At 71.5% G+C, this 16,930-nt stretch carries 11 protein-coding genes and 1 pseudogene; 7 read left to right on the top strand and 5 right to left on the bottom strand.

Annotated elements, in window-relative coordinates:
- The first annotated feature begins 140 nt into the window (after window positions 1-140).
- Window positions 141-1,358 (top strand): chitosanase, encoded by a 1,218-nt coding sequence (locus B5D80_RS17545; protein WP_088644966.1) that lies wholly within the window; start codon window positions 141-143, stop codon window positions 1,356-1,358.
- Window positions 1,359-1,407: 49 nt separating this feature from the next.
- On the opposite strand, the gene B5D80_RS17540 is transcribed toward B5D80_RS17545, so the two are convergent.
- Window positions 1,408-3,762: an AbfB domain-containing protein gene (locus tag B5D80_RS17540; RefSeq protein ID WP_088644965.1), complete on the bottom strand. Its 2,355-nt coding sequence runs from the start codon at window positions 3,760-3,762 to the stop codon at window positions 1,408-1,410.
- 235 nt (window positions 3,763-3,997) lie between these two features.
- Here B5D80_RS17540 and B5D80_RS17535 point away from each other — a divergent pair, with 235 nt between their 5' ends.
- Together B5D80_RS17535 and B5D80_RS17530 are read left to right on the top strand one after the other, a co-directional pair.
- The gene (locus B5D80_RS17535) at window positions 3,998-4,591 is read left to right on the top strand and encodes a hypothetical protein (protein ID WP_088644964.1); all 594 of its coding nucleotides are present in this window, start codon (window positions 3,998-4,000) and stop codon (window positions 4,589-4,591) included.
- On the top strand, window positions 4,579-5,172 hold the full coding sequence (locus tag B5D80_RS17530; protein ID WP_088644963.1) for an AAA family ATPase: 594 nt from the start codon (window positions 4,579-4,581) through the stop codon (window positions 5,170-5,172). Before B5D80_RS17535 ends, B5D80_RS17530 begins: the two co-directional genes overlap by 13 nt.
- Window positions 5,173-5,200: 28 nt before the next feature.
- Here the strand turns inward: B5D80_RS17530 and B5D80_RS17525 are convergent, their stop codons facing one another.
- On the bottom strand, window positions 5,201-6,811 hold the full coding sequence (locus tag B5D80_RS17525; RefSeq protein WP_211291554.1) for a cellulase family glycosylhydrolase: 1,611 nt from the start codon (window positions 6,809-6,811) through the stop codon (window positions 5,201-5,203).
- Between the two features lie 716 nt (window positions 6,812-7,527).
- Here B5D80_RS17525 and B5D80_RS17520 point away from each other — a divergent pair.
- Together B5D80_RS17520 and B5D80_RS17515 are read left to right on the top strand one after the other, a co-directional pair.
- Entirely contained in the window at window positions 7,528-8,964 is a 1,437-nt protein-coding gene (locus B5D80_RS17520; RefSeq protein ID WP_169733073.1) for an extracellular solute-binding protein, read from the top strand.
- Complete coding sequence (locus B5D80_RS17515) at window positions 8,961-10,961, top strand: ABC transporter permease (protein WP_088644961.1); 2,001 nt, start codon at window positions 8,961-8,963, stop codon at window positions 10,959-10,961. The genes B5D80_RS17520 and B5D80_RS17515 overlap by 4 nt, the downstream gene beginning before the upstream one ends.
- Window positions 10,962-11,022: 61 nt before the next feature.
- Here the strand turns inward: B5D80_RS17515 and B5D80_RS17510 are convergent, their stop codons facing one another.
- From B5D80_RS17510 to B5D80_RS34820, 3 genes are all read right to left on the bottom strand, one after another.
- Complete coding sequence (locus B5D80_RS17510) at window positions 11,023-13,119, bottom strand: tetratricopeptide repeat protein (protein ID WP_088644960.1); 2,097 nt, start codon at window positions 13,117-13,119, stop codon at window positions 11,023-11,025.
- A 61-nt stretch (window positions 13,120-13,180) separates the two neighbouring features.
- A complete protein-coding gene (locus B5D80_RS17505) occupies window positions 13,181-14,428 on the bottom strand; it encodes a hypothetical protein (RefSeq protein ID WP_088644959.1) in 1,248 nt (415 codons plus the stop codon).
- Window positions 14,429-14,504: 76 nt separating this feature from the next.
- The gene (locus B5D80_RS34820; protein ID WP_255470019.1) at window positions 14,505-14,630 is read right to left on the bottom strand and encodes a hypothetical protein; all 126 of its coding nucleotides are present in this window, start codon (window positions 14,628-14,630) and stop codon (window positions 14,505-14,507) included.
- 336 nt (window positions 14,631-14,966) lie between these two features.
- On the opposite strand from B5D80_RS34820, the gene B5D80_RS17500 reads away from it, so the two are divergent.
- Both B5D80_RS17500 and B5D80_RS17495 read left to right on the top strand, forming a co-directional pair.
- Entirely contained in the window at window positions 14,967-15,506 is a 540-nt protein-coding gene (locus B5D80_RS17500; RefSeq protein ID WP_088644958.1) for a hypothetical protein, read from the top strand.
- Window positions 15,503-16,930: pseudogene (locus tag B5D80_RS17495) on the top strand (hypothetical protein); the annotation flags it as partial. The gene B5D80_RS17500 and the pseudogene B5D80_RS17495, both read left to right, overlap by 4 nt.

Genomic DNA, 16,930 nt, shown 5'->3' with positions numbered 1-16,930 from the left:
CATGATCGCCGGGTGCGCGATTGACAGTTGATCGACGTACTGCTATCAGTAAATAGACCTTACTGATTACTGCGGTGCCCACCCGTCGCCTCCGGGCACCGACCGGCCGGCGGCCCGCCGCCCCGTCCCCGAGGAACGCCATGCTGCGCAGAAGAACAGTCGCCTACGCCGTGGGCACCCTGCTGGCCGGCATCGCGGCGGTCGGCTACGGCCTGCCGTCGGCCAGCGCCGCGACCGCCGGCCCGATCACCGGCCTGGCCGGCAAGTGCGTCGACGTGGCCGGCGCCAACCCGGCCAACGGCACCGCCGTGCAGCTCTACGACTGCAACGGCACCACCGCCCAGACCTGGACGGTGGGCAACAGCGACAACTCGATCCGCGCGCTCGGCAAGTGCCTCGACGTCACCGCCGCGTCGACCGCCAACGGCGCCAAGATCCAACTTTACGACTGCAACGGCACCGGCGCCCAGAAGTGGACCACCGCAGGCGGCGGCGCCCTGGTCAACCCCGCCTCGGGCAAGTGCCTCGACGTGACCGACCGGAGCACCGCCAACGGCGCCCGGCTCCAGATCTGGACCTGCGGCGGCACCACCAACCAGCAGTGGACCCTGCCCGGCGGCGGCACCCCCACGCCCACCCTGACCGCCACCGCCCCGGCCGGCACCAACCTCGACGACCCGGCGAAGAAGGACGTCGCCATGCAGCTCGTCTCGGCGGCCGAGAACTCCTCGCTCGACTGGCGCGCCCAGTTCTCCTACATCGAGGACATCGGCGACGGCCGGGGCTACACCGCAGGCATCATCGGTTTCTGCTCCGGCACCGGCGACATGCTCGAACTGGTCCAGGCGTACACGAACACCAAGCCCGGCAACGTGCTGGCCGGATACCTGCCCGCGCTGCGCGCCGTCAACGGCACCGCCTCGCACGCCGGCCTCGACCCCAACTACCCCCGTGACTGGCGCACCGCCGCCAACGACCAGGTGTTCCGGGCCGCGCAGGAGTCCGAACGGGACCGGGTCTACTTCACCCCCTCAGTGCGGGACGGGAAGAACGACGGGGTCCGGGCACTCGGCCAGTTCGCCTACTACGACGCGGCGGTCATGCACGGGTACGAGGGCATGCGCCAGATCCGCAGCCGGGCCCTGCTCCGGGCGAAGCCCCCGGCGCAGGGCGGCAACGAGCGGACCTGGCTCAACGCGTTCCTCGACGAGCGGGTCGTCGAGATGAGGAAGGAGGAGGCCCACTCGGACACCTCCCGCGTCGACACCGCCCAGCGGGTGTTTCTCGACAACGGCAACTTCGACCTGAACACGCCACTGGTGTTCGCCGTCTACGGCGACCAGTTCCGCATCGGCTGACCCCCACCGCCGGGGCAGCCACGCTGCCCCGGCGGGATCGCCGGCCCGCTCAGGGCGCCCAGGGGGTCGTGACGTTCCAGGTGCTGTCCGCGGCCCACAGGGTGGGTGAGTTCCACGCCTCGCCACCCGTGCCGTTGCTCAGCCACACCTGGGAGGCGTAGTGCCGCAGGTACCTGCCGCGGAAGTTGTACGACTCCAACGACACCCCGCTCCCGCTCACCCCGACCCGGGCACACCAGGTGGCGTCCGCGCGCAGCAGCGCCGAACCGTCGTCCGGCGAGTTGCGTACCCGCGACTCCTGGTGGCGGAGGAACTGCCCGGGGAAGTTGACCGACTCGAACGAGTAGCACGCCGGATCGGCCAGCCCGGCCCGGACCGTGTACGTCGCGTCGTTCCTGAGCAGCGCCGAGCTGTCCGCGTTCACCACCTCGGTGTAGGCGAGGCCGTCCCGGTGCCGCAGGAACCGGTCGGTGTACCCGGGGGTCGTCACCTGCAGCGACCGGCGGCTGTTCAGCGGCAACGCCACCGGCGCCGAGCTGCCGACCGACCGCGACGCGGTGATCAGGGCCAGGTTGGCGGACCGCACCCGGGCCTGGTCCATCTTGACCACCTGCCGGTCGTAGGTGAGGAACCCGTTCAGCTCACCCTCCTGGTCGGTGATCTCGGTGTAGACCGACGCGCTCAGCCCCTTGCCGAGCATGAGGTTCTGCGTGCCCTGTACGAGTCCGATATAGCGGTCGGTCAGCGCGGTGGAGTTCGGTTGCCACTCGTAGGCGAAGAAGCTGCCGTTCGGGCTCCACTCGTGCCCGGGTACGCGCAGGCCGAGGCCGCCGAACTCGCCGAGCACGGCGATCCGGCTGCTCGACGGCACCGGCGAGTCCGGTCCCAGGTAGACGTGCCAGTCGTCGATGTCGCCGACGCCGGGGTCGCCCGACGACTGGCAGCAGTTGTGGCCGCTGTGCGCATTGACCAGCCGGGTCGGGTCCTGGGCCTTGACGGCCTGGGCGACCCGGCGGGTGTCGGCCAGCGCCCGTTCCCCCCACCCCTCGTTGTAGACGGTCCAGGTGACGACGGCCGGCGAGCTGCGGTGCTCGTCGACGATCTCGCGGGCCTCGGCTTCGAACTGCGCCTGCTGCGCGTCGGTGGCGTCGACGTCCTGCGCGGTCAGCGACGGGACGTCCTGCCACACCAGCAGCCCGAGCCGGTCGGCGTGGTAGAACCAGCGCTGCGGTTCGACCTTGATGTGCTTGCGCACCATGTTGAAGCCCAGGTCCTTGTGCTTCTGCAGGTCGAACGCGAGCGCGGCGTCAGTGGGCGCGGTGTAGAGCCCGTCCGGCCAGAACCCCTGGTCGAGCGTGCCGACCTGGAAGACGAACTGGCCGTTGAGCTTGGGCCGCAAAACGCCGTTGACGACGCCGGTGCTGATCTCGCGCATCCCGAAGTAGTGGGTGGTCCGGTCCACCTGGACGCCTGCGGCATTACGCAGGGTGATACGCAGCTGGTAGAGGAACGGGGTGTCGGGCGACCAGCGGCGGGCGTTGGGCACGGGCACCGTGAACTCGGTGAAACCGCCGGTGGCGGAGCCGACCACGGTGGTGCCGTCGAGCGCTTCGGCCAGGACGCTGTGCCCGCTGACGTCGCCCCGGGTGAGAACCCGCACGCGCAGGGTGTCGTCGGCCAGGCGCGGCGAGAGGTCGGCCCTGCTGATCGAGGCGGCCGGCACCGGTTCCAGCCACACCGTCTGCCAGATGCCCGAGCTGGGGGTGTAGAAGATCCCGCCGGGCTGCTTGGTCTGCTTGCCGATCGGCGGCAGGCTGCCGTTCTGCCGGCTGTCCGTCGGGTCCCACACCTTCACCACGATCTCGTTCGCGCCGCCCCGCAACTGGGCGGTGACGTCGAAGCTGAAGGCGTCGTAGCCGCCGGTGTGCCCACCGACCGCCACGCCGTTGACCCAGACGGTGCTCTGCCAGTCGACGGCGCCGAAGTGCAGCAGCACCCGGCGTCCGCCCCAGCTCCCCGGCACCGTCACGACCCGCCGGTAGAACAGGTAGTTGCGGGTGTCGCCGGCGGCGCGCTGCACCCCGGACAGGGCGCTCTCCACCGGGAACGGCACGTTGATCCGCTCGGGCAGGTCGGTGCCGAACGCCGGGGCGTCGTCGGTGGCGGACTGGCGCAACTGCCACTCGCCGTTGAGGGTGAGCCAGTCCGGTCGGGTCATCTGGGGTCGCGGGTACTCCGGCAGTGGCGTGCCGTCGAGCGCCTGCGCGGTCCAGGGGGTGGTCAGCGGCGGGGTCTTGGCCGGTGCGGCGTGCGCCGGGCCGGCCGGCGCGGTGAGCAGTCCGGCGATCAGGGTGAGGACGAGCAGCAGGGGTGCGGCGAGGCGGACGGGATCGGGACGTGTCATGCCGTCTCACGGTATCGGACCCCGGGGGACAAAGGGACCGCATACGGACCGGGCGCAGCCCGGCGGGCGACCCTCCCGCCGGTACGATGCCAGGCATGGGGTGGGGGACCGCGACGAGCGTGGCGACGGTGTCGCCGGCCGCCGCTTGCCGGGTACCGACCGCATCCCGCCTGGCCCGGGTACCCCTCCGCGCCGTCGCCGACCGGCACCGGCCCGGCCTGGGCCGTCCGACCCGGTGAGCCCCGGCGGCGCCGACGCGAGCCTGCTGGCACTGGCGGTGGGCCTCGTCGTCGCGGTCTCGCTCATCGCGGCGATCACGGTGGTCCTGCGCCGCCGAGGTGACCGCCGGGACCTGCCGGGCACCCAGGTCCGCGAGCTGGAGGCGCGGGTCGCCGCCGCCGTGTCCCCGGACGCGGACACCCGCGCGTGGGACGCGGCCACCCGGATCGCCGCCGCCCGCGACGACGAAGCCGCCTCCACCGACCGCACCCCCGGCACTTCCGACCCGTCGAGCGCCGGCACGCCTGCTGCGGACGCCACGTCCACCGGCCCGGCAACCCCGGACGGTGCGGCGGGGGACCGGCCGGTCCAGGACCCCACCTCCCCGCCGTCCGGCTGGCCGTCGACGCCGGGCGGGAACGGCGACGCGATGGCCGACGCGTTCGCCTGGCTCCGGATCGCGGCGCTCGTGGAAGCCGGCCAGCGCGAGCAGGCCGTCGAGCTGCTCGGTGCCACGATGGCCATTTCGGTGGACGAGGCGGAGCTGCTGGTCGACGGCCTGGACGGCGCGGGTGACCGCCACACCGGGGGTGCGCGGTGGCGCGACTGATCCATCTGAACGGCCCGCCGGGCATCGGGAAGTCCACCCTCTCGGCGCGCTATGCCGACCGCCACCCCGGCACCCTGAATCTCGACGTCGACGCGCTGCACCGCCTCGTCGGCGGATGGCGCGACGAGGAGTTCGACACCTGGCCGGTCGTGTGGTCCCTGGTGCGGGCGATGGTGACGGTCCGGTTGGCCGGCGGAGGTGACGTCGTCCTGCCGCAGTACCTCGCGACGGTCGACGAGATCGACGGTCTCGCGGCGCTCGCGCGCGAGCAGGGGGCGAGTTTCCACGAGGTCGTCCTAGTCGACGGGCGGGAGGCCGCGATCGAGCGGTTCCACCGCCGTGGCCGCGACACCGACGACGAGTGGGTCCACCACCACCGTCGGCTCATCGCGCGCGCCGGCGGATCGGCCGTGCTCGGCACCATGTACGACGACCTGATGCGGGTGGTCCGCCTACGCCCCGGGGCGGTGCTGGTGCCCAGCGCGGCGGGGTCGGTGCAGGACACCTACGACCTGCTGCTGGGCGCGCTGGGCCGGCCCGGCTCCGGTCGGCCGGGAGCCGCGCGGGCCGGGGCTCCGTGATCCCCGGCCCGCGTCGGTCACCGTGCGCTCAGCTCGCCGTGCAGGACACCGCCGGCACGGCGTTGGTGCCGCCCGACGAGCCCAGGAAACCGAAGGTCGTGCTGCCGCCGGCAGCGAGCGCGCCGTTGTAGCTGACGTTGCGGGCGGTCACCGTCGCGCCGCTGGTGGTCAGCGTCGCGCTCCACGCCTGCGACACCTGCTGCCCGTTGCCGAACGTCCAGGTCACCGTCCAACCGCTGATCGCCGAGTTGCCGGCGGTGACCCGCACCTCGGCCTGGAAACCGCCCTGCCACTGACCGGTCACCGTGTACGACGCCGAGCAGGAGCGCCCGCCCGGCGGCGGGGTCGTCGGCGGTGCGGTGGTCGGGGGCGGCGTGGTGGTCGGGGGAGCGGTGGTCGGCGGCGGCGTGGTGGTCGGCGGCGTGGTCGGGGTGGTGCCGCCGACGGCGCTCATGATGGCGTCGATGATGCCCTGCTGGGTGACCGCGCCGCTGCTGCGGTTGAACAGCCCGAACCCGTACGCGCCGTTGTAGCCGTTGTCCCAGTAGGCGGTGGCCGCCCCGTACTTCTTGGCGGTGGCGACCAGGGTGCGCGCGTAGTCCGCCCGGTACCGGTTGTTCGTCGAGTCGGCCGAGGTCTTGTCGACCGAGCCGTACTCACCGACGAACACCGGGTATCCGCGCGCGACGAAAGTGTCCCGCACCTTCTTCAGTTGCCCGTCCATGAAGTCCTGCTGTCCCCAGGTCGACTTCCGTGCCGGGTTGGTGGCGGCCGGCCCCCACTGGGTGATGGTGCCGTTCTCCTCACCGGCGAAGTCCCAGGGGTCGTAGTAGTGCACGGAGATCATGAGCCGCTGCTCGTTGGCCGGCACGGACGACGACCGGTACTGGTCGGTCGGCAGCACGAAGCCGTAGTTGCCGACGGTGTAGTCGATGTTGGTGTTCCAGCCGGGGATGAGCAGCCAGCGCGAGCTGTTGTTCCCGCCGGTCCGCCGGACCGTGTCCACGAAGATCTGGTTGTAGGCGTTGATGTTCGAGTAGCACGGCTGGGTGGGGTTGCCGTACTGCCCGTCGGACTCCTCGTTCATGGATTCGAGGACGAGGCGTTCGCCGTAACTCTGGAACCTGGTCGCTATCTGCTGCCAGACCTTCTGGTACTTGTCTTTGATCGTCGTCTGGTTCGACGAGTCGCAGATAAGCCACGAACCGTTGATGGTCTTGTAGCCGTCACCGTGCATGTTGATCAGCACGTACAGTCCGCGACCGTAGGCGTAGTCGACGATTTCCTGGATGCGGTTCAGCCAGGCGGAGCTGATCGTGTAGTTCGGGGCGGCCCCGATGTTTCCCAGATAGGAGACCGGAATGCGGATCGTCTTGAATCCCGCCGCCCGTACCCGGTCGATGAATGCCTGCGTCACGACCGGGTTGCCCCAGGCCGTCTCGCTGGGGATTCCGTTGGCGTTGGCTTCCAGGGCGTTACCCAGGTTCCAGCCCGCCCCCATGTTGGCGACGAGTTGGGTGGCGTTCAGTTGGGTCATGCTGTCGGCCGACGCGGAACTCGTCATCACCACCGTCGACCCGGCCAGCGCCAGTACGCCGGAAAGCACGGCGAACTGAACCCTCCTCAGTGTGGATTTCATCAGCATCTCCCGTCTTCGAGTCAACCGTCGCACGACGGTTGTCGAAGCGTTTCGACAGTATTTCGACTGCCTGTTCCGGCAGTCGATGGGCTGCCAAAGAATAGATGCACGTACATCGATCGGCAACGGGAAGGCTGTCCGGGGGGCGGGAGCGGGGCTGCTGCGGGAGCGGCCGGGTGGTGTCGGGTCGAGATGGTGTCGGGTCGAGATGGTGACCGGGTGGGCTGGCGGGCCGTGTCGTGCCACGCCGACCTGGACGCCGGATCCGTGCGCGTGGGGCATGTGTGCCTCGGGCGTGTGCGGCTCGTGTCGTCGGGTGGACGGGCGCGGGTCCGTGGTCGCGTCGACGGCGGCCGCCCGACCGCGACCGGTGCCCGTCGTGCGGCGGACCGCCGTGTCGCAGCGGTGCCCTCGTCGGGGGTGACCCCGCCGGTCCCGACCGGCAGGTGGCCGCCGGGTGGGTGCCCGACCGCGCGGCAGCCGTCATCCCTATTGATCACAGTGAATTGCCGAAAGTGTCTTCCGGTGGGAAGGAGGGTCTGGTCGCGACTTTCCGAAATGTGTAGAGTGAGCGCAGCGCCGCCCTGATCGACATGCTGCGGTCATTCCACCAGGACGAATGATCGTCCTCGATGGCGAACAGTACCGACGTCCACAAGGGAGGACCACCCTTCCCGGCCTCGGTGAGTTGCGGTGAGGCGGAACGGAGGAGACGGATGTCCACGGAGGACGGCTCGTTACGGACCCGGCGCGGCTTCCTGGGAATGGGGGTGGGGCTGCTCGGTGCGGCCGGCCTCGCCGCCTGCGGAGGAAGTGGGCCGTCGACGCCCAGGGTGCAGGCCGAGGTCCCGCAGGAACTCGTCGACGCCGCGGTGGCGTTGAAGGGCTCCTCGATGGGGATGCTGTCGCAGAAGCTGTACTCGGAGGCGGCGAACGCGGCCCTCGACAGCTCGATCAGGAAGTTCGCCGACACCACCGGCACGAAGATCGGAAACAGCCTGGTCCAGGCCGACGCCGGGGACGTCGTCGCCAAGATCGACGCCGAGGTCAAGGGCGGCGTCGCGCGCGACCTCGCGTTCATGACCGACTCGCGGTTCGTCGCCCAGTTCCAGGCGCTCGGCGACCTGGAGGACGTGACGGACGTCGTCCAGGCGTTGACGGCGAAGTACGGCGAACCCACCGCCGAGTCCAAGAACTTCTGCGTCTTCGACGGCAGGTGGTTCGCCATCCCGTACCACTTCATCGGGATCGGGTCGTTCCTGCGCAAGGACTGGATGCAGGACAGGGGCATCACCCCGAAGGACAGCTACACCTGGGAGGAGCTGCGGGACCTGTGCCTGGCGATCTCCGACCCCGGCAAACGGCGGTTCGGCTGGGGCATGACCGTGAACCGGTCCGGTGACGCCAACGGCATGATCGAAGCCCTGATCAACTCCTACGGCGGGGCGATCGCCTCCAACGACGGCCGGAAGGTCACCTTCGACTCCCCCGAGACCGTCCAGGCGGTGACCTTCCTCGGCGACATCTACACCAACCCGAAGTACAAGCCGATGCTGCCGCCGGGGGTCGCCGCCTGGACCGACTCCAGCAACAACGAGAACTGGCTCGCCGGGATCCTCGGCTACACCCGCAACCAGTTCAGCGTCTACGCGGACTCCAAGACCAAGAAGAACCCGGTCTACGAACGCACCCACGTCTTCCCCGACTGCACCGGCCCGGCCACCGACACCTCCCTGCTGCTGGGCCAGTCCCAGGGCTTCGTCATCTTCAAGGGCGCCAAGAACGCCGAACTCGCCAAGCTCCTGACGCAGTACCTGGTCAGCGCGCCCGCCCTCGTCGGCGTGGCGAAGGAGGCCCCGGGGCTGGCCCTGCCGGCCTGGGACCGGGTCTGGGACGCCGACCCGTTCTTCACCAGCGGCGACCCGGCGTTCCCCATCATGCGCAAGATCACTCAACAGAAACTGCCGCTGTCGACGAAGAACGGCCTGGACTTCCCGCAGAAGGCCAGCGCCGGGCAACAGGCCGCCGTCGGCGCCTACGTCCTGACCGACATGATGCAGCAGGTCATCCAGGGCACCCCGCCCGCGCGGGCCGTGCAGGCCGCGCACGCCAAGATGGTGCAGATCTTCACCCAGCAGGGTCTGCCGCAGTGACGTCGGTCCGCCCGGCGCCGGCCCCGGCGTCAGGAGGATCCCCGCGGCGCAAGCCCGGCGCGCGACCCGCGACCCGGCGACGGCTGGGACGCGACTGGCGGCTGGCGGCGCTGTTCCTGGCCCCCACGGCCGTGCTCGTCGGCGTCCTCGTGCTCGTCCCGATCGGTTGGGCGGTGGTCACCAGCACCACCGAACGGCACGGCCAGCACAGCGTGTTCGTCGGTCTGGCCAACTACCTCGCCCTGACCGACGACGAGCAGTTCCACACCGGCGTGGTGAACTCGTTCGTCTTCACCGCGTACGCCGAGGTGTTCAAGGTGGTGCTGGGCCTGGCCGCGGCCCTGCTGCTGCACCATCGACGCCGGGGGCGGGCCGTGCTGGCCGGCCTGCTCCTGCTGCCGTGGGTGGTGCCGACGGTCGTCACCGCGTTCAGTTGGCGCTCGCTGCTCGACCCGATCTTCGGCAGCGTCAACCTGCTGCTCACCGAGTCGGGCATCGGGCCGCTGCTGGTCGACGCGCACCTGGTCGACAGTTGGCCGGCGGGCTGGCTTTCCGAGGCGTCCCTGGCCATGCCGTCGGTGATCATGGTCAACGTGTGGAAGGGGGTGCCGTTCTTCACCGTCGCCTTCCTCGCCGGGCTGAAAGCCATCCCCACCGACCTGTACGAGGCGGCGACCGTCGACGGGGCGTCGGCGTGGCGGCGGTTCGCCCACGTGACGCTGCCCGGACTGCGCCACGTCATCACCGTGACCGTCACCCTGTCGTCGATCTGGACGTTCAACAACTTCGACCTCATCTGGTTGCTGACCCAGGGTGGCCCCGGCGACGCGACCGCACCGTACGTGCTGGTCGCGTACTCCAAGGCGATCCTCCAACTCCAGTACGGCGCGGGAGCGGCGGTCACGCTCGTCATGCTGCCGGTCATCGGCGTGCTGGTGTACGTGCTGGTCCGGCTGCTGCGGCGGGACGCCGACAGCGCACCGGCCCGACCCGCCGGGCCGGTGCGCCGGGCCCTGCCGTGGGCCGCCGCCGTGCTGGTCACCGGCGCGTTGGCCTGGGCGTCACCGCACATCCTCTGGAAGGCGGCGCTGGTCCTCGGGGTGGTCGGGCTGGTCGCGGTGGCCGTCGGCCGGGTCCTCTCGGCGTTGCAGTCGTGGGGACGGCGCAGGACGTCCGCCCTGATGTCGGGCCTGGCCTCCGGCATCGCCCTGGCCGCCCTGCTCGTCTTCGTCCTCGCCCCGCTGTACTGGATCGTCGTCACGGCCTTCAAGTCCGACGGCCAGATCGTCGTGCACGAGCACGACCTGTGGCCGACACCGTGGACCCTGCAACAGTTCACCGACCTGTTCACCACCAAACCGTTCGGCCGCTGGTACCTCAACACGGTGCTGGTGTCCACGGCGTCCACCGTGGTGGCGCTGGTCTGCGCCGCCCTGGCCGGCTACGCGCTGGCCCGGCTGCGGTTCCGCGGGGCACAGGGGTTCACCGTCACGGTCCTGGTCACCTACGTGATGCCCGGCGCGCTGCTGTTCATCCCGCTGTACCAACTGCTCATCGGTGCCCGGCTCACCGACTCGCTGTGGTCGCTGGTCGTGACGTACCCGACCTTCACGCTGCCGTTCGCCACCTGGCTGCTGGCGGGATACTTCGCGTCGATCCCGATCGAGTTGGAGGAGGCCGCACTGGTCGACGGCTGCACCCGGCTCCAGGCGTTCGGTCGGGTGGTGCTGCCGCTGGCCAAGCCGGGACTGCTGGCGGTCGCCCTGTTCACCCTGACCAACGCCTGGAACGAGTTCCTCTTCGCCTTCGTGTTCATCACCAAGGACGAGTACAAGACCCTCCCCGTCGGCATGCAGTCGATGATCACCGGAGACGTCGTGCCGCAGGGGCAACTCGCCGCCGCGTCCCTGCTGGTCAGCATCCCCGTGGTGATCATGTACGCCTTCGGGCAGCGGTTCCTCACCGAGGGGCTCACCGCCGGAGCGGTCAAGGGCTGACCGCCACCACCGCCGGACACCCCCGGGAGCCGCCGGCGGACCGGGCGTCTTCGGGCCGTGCTCAGGCGGGCAGCAGCCGCTCGCGGTGTTCGGCCACCTCCGCGGCGAGCGTCGGGTCCGCGGCCACGCACGCCTGGAAGTCGGCGTCCGCCTCGGCCTGCCGGCCGGCGTCGGCCAGGGCGAGCGCCCGGTTGAACCGGACCGCCGGATCATCGTCGAGTTCCAGCGCGTGGCCGAGGTCGGCGATGGCCGCCGGCAGGTCACCCAGCTCGTAGTTGGCCACCCCCCGGGCGGCCCAACCGGCGGCGAGCGTCGGATCGGCCGCCACCGCGTCGGTCAGGGTCCGCCGGGCCTGCTCCGGGTCCGTCTCCAGCTCCAGTTGCCCGCGTACGCAGAGCAGGTGGCCGTTGTCCGGGTCGCGCGCCAGGCCGGTCCGGACGTCGTCCCACGCTCCCTCGGTGTCGCCGAGCGCCTGACGCAGCCCGGCCCGGTTGATCCGGGCGTCCAGGTGCTCCGGGTCGAGGTCGAGCACCCGGTCGAAGCCGGCCAGGGCCTCGTCCGGGGCGCCGAGCTCCAGCAGCACGTCGGCCCGGTTGTAGTACACCTCGGGGAAGGGCGGGGAGAGTCGGGCGGCCTGCTCGTAGCTCTCCAACGCCTCGTCGAGACGGCCCAGCCGGCGCAGCAACGTGCCCCGGTCGAGGTGGTACTCGGCGTAGTTGGGGTCGATCGCGATGACCGTGTCCAGATCGGCCAGCGCCTCCTGCGGCCGGCCCAGCGCGGAAAGCAGTTGCGAGCGGTTGTGGCGTAGCACCGAGCGGTGGAGCAGGTGCTTGTCGTCGCCCAGCGCCGCCTCCATGCTGGCGATGCCCGTGGTGATCAGTTCCAGGGCCTCGCTGAGTTTGCCCTCGTGCATCGCCACCAGGGCCAGCCCGTTGCGGTTGAAGACCAGGTTCGCCGCGCTGTCCTGCGGGTTGGGTGCCAGCCGAGCGAACGCGATCGCCGCGTTGCACCAGGCCCGTGCCTTGCGGTGGTCCCGCTTCCCGGCCTCCAGGTGCCGGGTGTAGATCATGGCGGTGGCGTACGCCGCCTGCATGTGCACCATGCCGCTGTCGGTCTGCGCCCGCGCCTCGTCATAGAGGGCCAACGCCTCCAACGGCCGTTCCAACGCCATCAACGAGGTGGTCATCTTGGTGGTGAACGCCCACCAGTGCTCCACCTGCGCGGACCAGTCGATGACCGCCCGGCCGCGCGCCCCGAAGTCCAGGGTGGCGTGGTAGAAGCCCAGGTTGACGCAGTATTCGAGCGCCTCGCGCAGCGCGTTGGCCCCGGTCGAGCCGGGCGCGCCGCCCCGTTCCCGGTGCAGGGCGACGGCACCGAGGCGGCACGACCATTCTCCGGTGGCGAGCAGTTCGGCGGCCCGGTCGTCGTGCAGGGCGGCCCGCACCGGCCCCGGCAGTTCCCGGTAGGCGGCGAGCACCGCCGGGTCGTCGTCGACGCAGTCCCCGTCGACGTAGGCCCGGGCGTACGACGTCGGGTCGGCCGGCGGCTCGGTCGCCGACGGCGACGGATCGCCGTCCACGGGCACCGCGTACCGCTGCAGGGCGGTGCGGATCGGGACGGCGACCGCCCCCGGCGGCTCCTCGACCGTGTCGGTGGCCGTCGCCACCCGCAGGTGCAGCAGCCCGGGGTCGATCCGGCGCAGCAGCGTCCCGACGAACTCCCGGTCGGTCGGGTCCGCCTCGTGCAGGTTCTCCACGAGCAGGCAGCGGGGCCCGTCGTCGAGGTGCCGCAGCCAGGCGGCGAGCAGGTCGACCAGCCCGTGCGCGTGCCGCAGGGTGCGCATCCGCGAGTAGAACCGGGTGCGTTCGGCCGGCACGGCGAGCGAGGTGAGCGTCTCCCGGGTGGCCGGGACGGACTCCCGCAACTCCGGCGCGACCGAGAGGATCTCGATCTGGTGCCGGGTGACGAGATCCGGACGTTCCGCCAGCATCGCCGGCACCAGGGCGCGTAGCAGCGTGCCGGCGGCGGTGTACGGCCCACGCAGGAAGCGGTGGGCGTCGAGTTCGGCGAGCACCGGCACGTCGACCCCGGCGGTCAGCAGCCGTTGCCGGTCACGGTGTCGGGCGGCTCTGATCCAGCGGTGGGGGGTCTGGTGCACGGTTCACCTCTCGGAGGGTTGGGGGCCGGGGTGCGGTCGGTACCCGGGGGTGGCAGGGTGCTCAGGCCGGCGCGGTCCGGGCCCGGCGTCGGGTGCGCAGCGCCAGCACGCCGACGAAGATCAGCTCGGCGCCGCTGAGGACGAGCACCACGGCGGAGTCGACGAGGTTGCCGGTGCCGTGGCGGCCGTCGAGTTCGGCCACCGCCTCGGCGAAGAAGTGGATGCCCGCCGGCACGATGGCGAAGACCAGGGTGGCCAGGGTTGCGGCGTACCCGCCGACCATCAGCCACGAGTACCAGCGTGCGGTCCGCCGGTCCGTGGGGTGCAGCTGCGCCCACTGCCGCTCCAGACCCGGCCGGCCGGTCAGCCGACGCCACCTGTGCCGCAGCAGGACGCTGGCGCTGCCGTGCAGGTCGACGGTGCCGAGCACCAGCGTGAGCAGGTAGTACAGGTCGGTGCGCAGGTAGAGGAAGAACTGCCAGGCGACCCGGAGCAGCGCGCCGAAGCTCAACGCGAGGCAGAGCCGGGCCAGCAGCGGCAACGAGCCGTCCGGCGCACGCAGGGTCGCGGCGGCGAGGGTCAGCAGCGCCATCACGACCAGGTCCGTGCCGATACCGGCGAGCATCGGCACCCAGCGCTGCCGACGGGGGACGGTGACCAGACCGTCCATCACCGTCTCGAAGACCAGGTACTGCAACCGGTATCCGACGGTCAGCCGGCTGCGCAGCCCCAACCGTCGCCCCGCGAGCGCGTGTGCGGCCTCGTGCAGGGCGATCAGTGGCCACTGGCCGACCGCCAGCACGACCGTGACGACGGTCAGGTAGTCGGTGAAGAAGATGGCCCGGTAGTGCGGGCGCAGGTCGGGCTGCGCCACCGCGACGACGACGGCGGCCACGACCAGCGCCGCGTAGGCGAGCAGCGCGACCGGGGAGAAGAGGGCCCGGCCCAGCCGCTGCCACCGTACCGGGGCGGGGACCCGCGGGTCGGCCGGCCCGGCGGCGTCGGGCGGGGTGACCAGGCCCAGTTCGGCCAGGTCGGTGAGGAGCTCGGCCAGGTCGACCTCCTCACCGTAGGTGTCGGCGTACCAGGCGGCGGCAGCCCGGGGCGTCATCCCCTCGGCGAGCCGTCGGAGCAGCTCCGCACCGTCGGCGGGCAGCACCACGTACGAGTCGGTGGCGGCGTTGCCCACCACGACACCGTCCCCCTCGGGCAGGAACGACAGGTGTGGCACCTGCACCTGCCGGTCCGGGTCGAACCCCGGTTCCCCGGCGGCAACGGTGACCTGGTCGGTGCCGGTGTGGCCGCTCATGGCGTCCTCCTGTGGGTGGTGGCGGTCCGGGCGGGGCGTCGCCCGACCGGACCGCCGGTCGGGCGACGCGCCACGATCAGAACGGCCAGCAGGAGAAGGGGGCGTACAGGGAGTTCGCGTTGGCGGTCAGCCGGACCGACCCGGCCTTGCGAACGGTGATCTTCTTCATCGGCCGAGCGGGCTTGACGTCCTTGGTGTCCATGGCAGAACCCTCCTCGAATCGGGACGCTCGGTAATGAGCCGATCACAGGTTAGGGGTGGGCGCTCGAAGCGAACTCGAGGCCGGCTGAAGCCGGACTCGGGGGCCGGAGGACCACCGGCCGTGAGCTGGCACGGCGTCGGCCGGGTCTGTCGGCATGTTGACACCACCGTCACCCCCGTCGGCCGGCACCCGCCCTGACCTCGGCCGACGTCCTGCGGGCCCGCCGCCGCGACCGCGCGGCGACTGGCGTGGGCGTGGGACAGTTCTGGTCGTCCGGCCGGGTCACCCGCCGCCGACACCTACCGCGACGTCCAGCAGAATCTGGGGAATCAGAGCATGAGTGCCGACTCGGACTGGAGCGACTTCCTGACCACCGATACGCCGACCGCGGACACCACCCTGACCGAGGCGGTGGCGGCGCTGCCGGAACCGTCGGCGTCCATCGTGGAGAGCGAGATCAGCGGCGCGGTCGCCGACCAGGACTGGTCGAACTGGCACGCGGACAGCGGTGACGACTGGGCCGACTCCGCGCAGGACTGGGCCGACTACGCCGTGGAGAACGCGGCGGCCGGCAACATGGAGGTCGCCGAGAGCGCCATGGCGCGGGCGGCCGACCACGCGAGCATCGCCGAGAACAACTACACGGTCTCCGACGAGTACTCCGATGCCGTCACCGACCACGTGGAGACCGCCGCCGCCGAGGTCGACTGGGCCGCCAGCGGCGCCGACACCAGCACCTCCTACGACACGACCTCCTACGACGCCAGCACGTCCTACGACGCCAGCACGTCCTACGACACCTCGTACGACGCCGGAGGTTACGACACCAGTGTGTCCAGCTTCGACACCAGCACCTCCTACGACGTGGCGGAATGAGCTGGGCTGACGCCGGTGCACCCGGTGCCGTGCCGCCGGCCGTCGCGGCCGGGCTGGAGCCCGGCCGGCTGGCGGCGGGGGCCCACCGTCGGCTCGGCGCACCGCCGAGCGTGGCCCGCCAGCACCTGCTGCGCAGCGTCCGCGACCTCGCCTTCGAGCTGAAGATCGAGCAGCTCAGCCTCCTGGAGGCGGTACGCGGCTCCCGCCTCGGTGGGGTCACCCTCTCGCCGACGCAGGTGCCGGTGCTGCTGCGGGTCACCCTGGAGGCCGACGGCCCCGGGGTCCGGGTGGGCGTGCTGCTGGTCGACCGCTGGCCGGGCAGGCTGGGGCGGAACTGGGGCGTGACCTCGGTGTACGTCGGTCTCTTCGAGTCGGTGCTGAGCACGTTCGATGCCGTGCTCGGCCGGCTCGACCCGACCGCCGCGGCCTCGTTCACCCCGTGGTGGCGGCAGACGGGCCCGGGTGACGTGGCGATGATGCAGCACGCCGCCGGCCTGGCCAACCGGGCGCAGGCGGCCTTCTCCCGGCACGCGGGACGGCTGCTCGACGGCGACGTGCCGGCGCAACGGCAGGCGGTGGTCACCCGTACCGGCGGTGCGACCTTCACCTTCGAGACGGCCGACACCGTCGCCGAGGTCCCCGCCGAGTTGGCCGACGGCATGTTGATGGTCGGCACGCTGATCGTCAGCCGGCCGGGCGGCATGCCGCCGAAGCTGGTCGGGCAGGTGCAGTCGCTGGTGTTCCGGGTCGAGGAACGTCTCGCGGCGGGCGGCGCGGACCGGATCACCGTCGAGCCGGCGGACGTGCCGGCGGTGACCTTCCTGCACCAGCAGGCGCGGCTGCGTGGCCTGCTGCCGGTGCGGACCCTGCGTACCTGCACCACCTGCCGGTTGGAGAAGGTCGCCAACCCGGAGATGGAACGCATGCAGGAGCGCACCCGGCGCACCCGGGACCTGGCCAGCAGCATCAGTGGCCTCGTCACGCCCTACGTGCTCGCCGGCCGGCTGGTGCAGCTCAACAACAAGGGCCCCGCGTTCGCCTGCCCCCGCTGCCAGGGGATGGACGCCGACGAGACGGTGGTGACCTACTGCCAGAAGTGCGGCGACCGCCGTGCCGAGACCGCGCTGCGCACCTGCCCGAAGTGCCAGTTCGACTTCCGCAGCCTGATCGGTGCGGAGCCGGTCTGGCGGCCCCGGGCTGCCGTACGGGCGCTGCCGGGACCGCAGCCCGACGGCCACCCGGCACCGGCGGCACGGCCCGTCACCCCCTCCGCGCCTGGTGCGCCGGGCGGGTCCGGCGCGGCCCGGCCCGTGGTCGGCGTGGCGGCTGCGCCACCGCCCGGCGGCGGTCCTCCCGTGGCCGGCACCCCGGTTCCACCCACCGCGGGAGCGCAGCGGCCGGGCGTGCCCCCAGCGCCACCGGCC

This window comes from Micromonospora wenchangensis (assembly GCF_002210435.1).
Taxonomy (GTDB): Bacteria; Actinomycetota; Actinomycetes; order Mycobacteriales; family Micromonosporaceae; genus Micromonospora; species Micromonospora wenchangensis.
This window is presented reverse-complemented; position numbering and strand designations above follow the sequence as displayed.